We start from the raw sequence: 4,046 nt of genomic DNA on the forward strand, positions 1-4,046 counted from the left end.
CTATAATAGCGTTCATTGACGAAACGTTTGCAACAGAACCGATTAATGACGTATCAATATCGGTGTGTCGCGGGACCGTCCAACATGCTCGTGAAAAACGACAAGCAGCGGTCAAGGAATATGAAGCAATCATCAATCAAGAAGCTTCGAACGGCTGGGAATATGTCGGGGTAGACGATTTTAGTACGACAACGCCGGCTGGTTGCTTTCCCGGAAGTTCACCGGAAACTGTCAGCATGAAAGGAGCAGGGCTTCCTCCGGGTGCCAGCCGATGCGCGCGGTGGAGCCGACATTGCGCATGTCCGCCGGGGAGCCGGTGGGCGCCTTGACCGTGAAGGTCTGCCTGCCGCAGCGGACCGTCAGGCGCACGGTTTCGCCGACGAAGGCGACTGCCTCGATTTCGCCAGAAAACTCGTTGGGGCGGCTTTCTCCCTCGGCGAGAACGGCGATCTTGTCCGGGCGGATCAACAGCCTGTCGGGGGCGGCCGCGCCGTTGGGAAGCACATGGATTTCCTGCCCCAGCGTATCGATGCGCACGCGGTCCGATGCGACATGGTTGCAGGACAGCAGGTTGGACTCGCCGATAAAGTCAGCGACGAAGGCGTTCGCGGGCTGGAAATATAGTTCGTGCGGGGTTCCAAGCTGTTCGATCTGGCCGCCATTCATCAGGCATATGCGGTCGGAAAGATAAAGCGCCTCTTCCTGGTCATGCGTCACGTAAAGGATGGTTATGCCCATTTCCTTGTGGATGCGCCTTATCTCCTGCTGAAGCTGCTCGCGCAGTTTCTTGTCGAGCGCGCCCAAAGGCTCGTCCATCAGGATGACCGGCGGCTCGTAGACCAGGCAGCGGGCGATCGCCACGCGCTGCTGTTGCCCGCCCGAAAGCTCGCGCGGCTTGCGATGTGCGATATGGCCAAGCTGCACGATATCCAGAATCCGTTCCACCCTCGATTTGATATCGGCCGGCGACATGCGCCGAATTCGCAGCGGAAAGGCGATATTGTCGAAAACAGACATATGAGGCACGAGCGCATAGCTTTGAAACACCATGCCAAGGCCGCGCTGGCGCGGGGGTACATCAGTGACGTCGCGATCGCCGATCAGCACGGCACCGCTGTCGGGCGCTATCATGCCGGCGACGATGTTGAGCAAGGTGGTCTTTCCCGATCCGCTGGCGCCGAGCAGCGTCAGGAACTCGCCCTCCGGGACGGTCAGGTCGATATCGTTCAGCGCGACGAAATTCACATAGCTCTTGTTGATTCCACGCAATTCAACCGTGCTCATAGTCGACCCTCTTGATGTGCGGCGCCAGTTCGGCGCGCGTTCTTATGTTGGTCGATCATATTATCGATGTTGTGTATTGTAAATTGATAAAAGTTAGCACATAGTGATATCATTCACATTACCGTTTGAGGCTGGAATGACAACATCCCGACGTCAGCATCTCCTTCCATCGCTTGCACCCTTCGCGACACCTGCGACGCTCGTCTCGCTGAGTCTGTTCATTATCCCAATGATTTTTGTCGCCTCCTACACGGTTGGTGAGGACAGGGGGCTTTGGGAAGGCGTTCTGGAAATTGCCGGATCGGTGCTCGTTTTCAAAGTCTTTTTGAACACGGTCTATATCAGCCTGACGAGCGCGGTCGTCAGCGTGCTCATGGCCTATCCGGTCGCGTTCCATCTCATGCGCCAGACCCGGATGTGGAAAGCCGTATGCCTGACGCTGGTTCTGGTGCCGTTCTGGACCAGCATCCTGGTGAAGAGCTATGCATTCATCGTGATCCTGGGCGAGCGCGGCGTGATCAACACGGTCTTGCGCGCCGCCGGCTTCGATGGCTTCGACATGATGTTCAACCGCTTCGCGGTGATCGTCGGCATGAGCAACGCGCTCATTCCGTTCGCGATTTTCCCGATCCTCGCAAGCCTTTCCGCGCAAAACCAGACGATTCAGGCAGCAGGCGAGGTGATGGGCGCGTCGTCGTGGCGGATTTTCTGGTCGATCACCTTTCCCCAGAGCCTGCCGGGCGTGCTGGCATCCTTCCTGCTCTGCCTCGTCCTGTCCATGGGCTTCTTCGTCACTCCGGCGCTTCTGGGTGGACGGCAGGATATGATGATGGCGAACATCATCGATCTTTATACGCGCGAAGTGCTGGACTGGCAGAGCGCTTCGATCATTGCGCTTTTGCTGCTGCTGTTCTGCGGCTTGCTCGCGGGCGTGGTCCTGAAACTCCAGCAACGCGTGGGACGCTGAACCGATGGCGATAACGATGAATCCTGCCCGCCCGAAAAAAAGGCGTCTCCCTTCCCTGTCGGCGGTTCTGGCCTGTCTCGTCTATGCCTATCTGGTCATTCCGAGCCTTGTGATCATCCCGATCTCGCTGTCGGAAGCCGGCGAATTCACGCTCGACCGGGCGCATCTATCGCTTAATCTGTATCGGCAGTTCTTTGGTTCCGAGGCGTGGATCGGCGCTCTGTGGAACAGTCTGCAGATCGCAACCACGGCATCGGTGATAGCGACTCTAATCGGCGTTCCCGCCGCCTACGCGTTCGCGCGCGGGCGCTTCTTCGGCCGGTCGGCCGTTCAGATGCTGGTTATCTCGCCGATGTTCGTCCCGGTGATCGTCATCGCGCTCGGCCTTTACTTCCTTGCGGCGGCGACGGGCATGCAGGGCCGGTTTATCACGCTGGTCTTGGCCCATGCGATGTATGGTCTGCCCTTCGTCGTCATGCTGTCGCTCAGCGGCCTGACCCAGGTGGATCCCGCACTGGAAAGGGCGTCGATGGTGATGGGCGCGGGGCAGATCCGCATTTTCAGCCGGGTCGTGCTGCCGCAACTGAAAATCTCGGTCTTCGCCGGTTTCCTCTTTGCTTTCCTCGCGTCCTTCGACGAGGTCGTCATAGCGTGGTTCCTCAATGGACCGACGACCATCACATTGCCCGTCAAGATGTATAGCAGCATCATGTGGGAAAACACGCCGGTCATCGCCGCGGTATCCACCATGCTGACGCTTCTGTCGTTCTCCGTCTGCCTGCTCACCATGGTGCTCGGCGCCAATCCGGGCGCCCGAAAATGACGCCTATCGAAACGAAAGTCCGCATGTCACATGTACGGCCGAGACTCGGTCTCGGCAGGGAGAAATATTGATGGATCGACACTATCCGCAAGCAGATGCGGGGGAAGCCGGGCTTTCGTTTGAAAGGCTGGCGGAGGCGCGGCGCAGTTGCCGGGCGTTCCTGCCGACGCCGTTGCCGGACGAGCTGATCCGGCGGATTCTCGTCACGGCGCAGCATTCTCCCTCATGGAGCAATACCCAGCCCTGGCGGCTGACCGTCACATCCGGGCAGGGGACCGAGCGCTTTCGCCGGATGATGCTGGCGAAGGCGGCGTCGTCCGATCCCGCAACGCGCGATTTCGCGTTTCCGCGCGAATATACGGGCGAATATCAGGACCGGCGGCGCCGATGCGGTTTCCAGCTTTATGACGCCGTCGGGATAGAACGCGGCGACCGGGAGGCCTATGCACGCCAGACGATGCGCAATTTTGCTTTCTTCGACGCGCCGCATGTCGCCATCGTCACCACCGAGGAGGCGCTGGGTGTCTATGGCGCGATCGATTGCGGCGGTTATGTCTCGCATTTCATGCTGGCGGCGCAGGCGCTGGGGGTGGGGACCATCGCCCAGGCGGCGCTCGCCAATTACGCGGCCGATATTTGCGAATTCTTCGGCATGCCGCAGAGCAGGCGGGTCGTGTGCGGGATTTCATTCGGCTGGCCCGATCATGCCCATCCTTCCAACGGCTTTATGACAGAACGGGTCGGCCTGTCCGAGGTCGTGGACTGGGTGTCGGATTAGCACCCGGCGCGTTCACTTGAGCGGCAGCGCCGTCTTGTACTTGACCTGCTTGAGAGCGAAACTCGACCTTATCGTCGATACGCCTTTGGTTTTCGTCAACTGCCCTATGATGAAATGCTGCAGCGCGTTGGTGTCGGGCACCACGACGCGCAGCGGTTCTGTTGCAAACGTTTCGTCAATGAACGCTATTATAG

At 59.1% G+C, this 4,046-nt stretch carries 5 protein-coding genes; 3 read left to right on the top strand and 2 right to left on the bottom strand.

The features are described from left to right. Window positions 1-231 precede the first annotated feature (231 nt). The gene (locus tag KUG47_RS16605) at window positions 232-1,284 is read right to left on the bottom strand and encodes an ABC transporter ATP-binding protein (protein ID WP_217679156.1); all 1,053 of its coding nucleotides are present in this window, start codon (window positions 1,282-1,284) and stop codon (window positions 232-234) included. Window positions 1,285-1,420: 136 nt separating this feature from the next. On the opposite strand from KUG47_RS16605, the gene KUG47_RS16610 reads away from it, so the two are divergent. From KUG47_RS16610 to KUG47_RS16620, 3 genes are all read left to right on the top strand, one after another. Continuing rightward, the gene (locus KUG47_RS16610) at window positions 1,421-2,251 is read left to right on the top strand and encodes an ABC transporter permease (RefSeq protein WP_217679158.1); all 831 of its coding nucleotides are present in this window, start codon (window positions 1,421-1,423) and stop codon (window positions 2,249-2,251) included. Window positions 2,252-2,267: 16 nt separating this feature from the next. Continuing rightward, window positions 2,268-3,074 (top strand): ABC transporter permease, encoded by an 807-nt coding sequence (locus KUG47_RS16615; RefSeq protein ID WP_217679160.1) that lies wholly within the window; start codon window positions 2,268-2,270, stop codon window positions 3,072-3,074. A 70-nt stretch (window positions 3,075-3,144) separates the two neighbouring features. Then, the gene (locus tag KUG47_RS16620; protein ID WP_217679162.1) at window positions 3,145-3,852 is read left to right on the top strand and encodes a nitroreductase; all 708 of its coding nucleotides are present in this window, start codon (window positions 3,145-3,147) and stop codon (window positions 3,850-3,852) included. Window positions 3,853-3,864: 12 nt separating this feature from the next. Here KUG47_RS16620 and KUG47_RS16625 read toward each other — a convergent pair. After that, a partial coding sequence (locus KUG47_RS16625) for an Lrp/AsnC ligand binding domain-containing protein (protein ID WP_217679164.1) occupies window positions 3,865-4,046 on the bottom strand: 182 nt, incomplete at its 5' end.

The organism is Falsochrobactrum tianjinense (assembly GCF_019100495.1).
Lineage (GTDB): Bacteria > Pseudomonadota > Alphaproteobacteria > Rhizobiales > Rhizobiaceae > Brucella > Brucella tianjinense.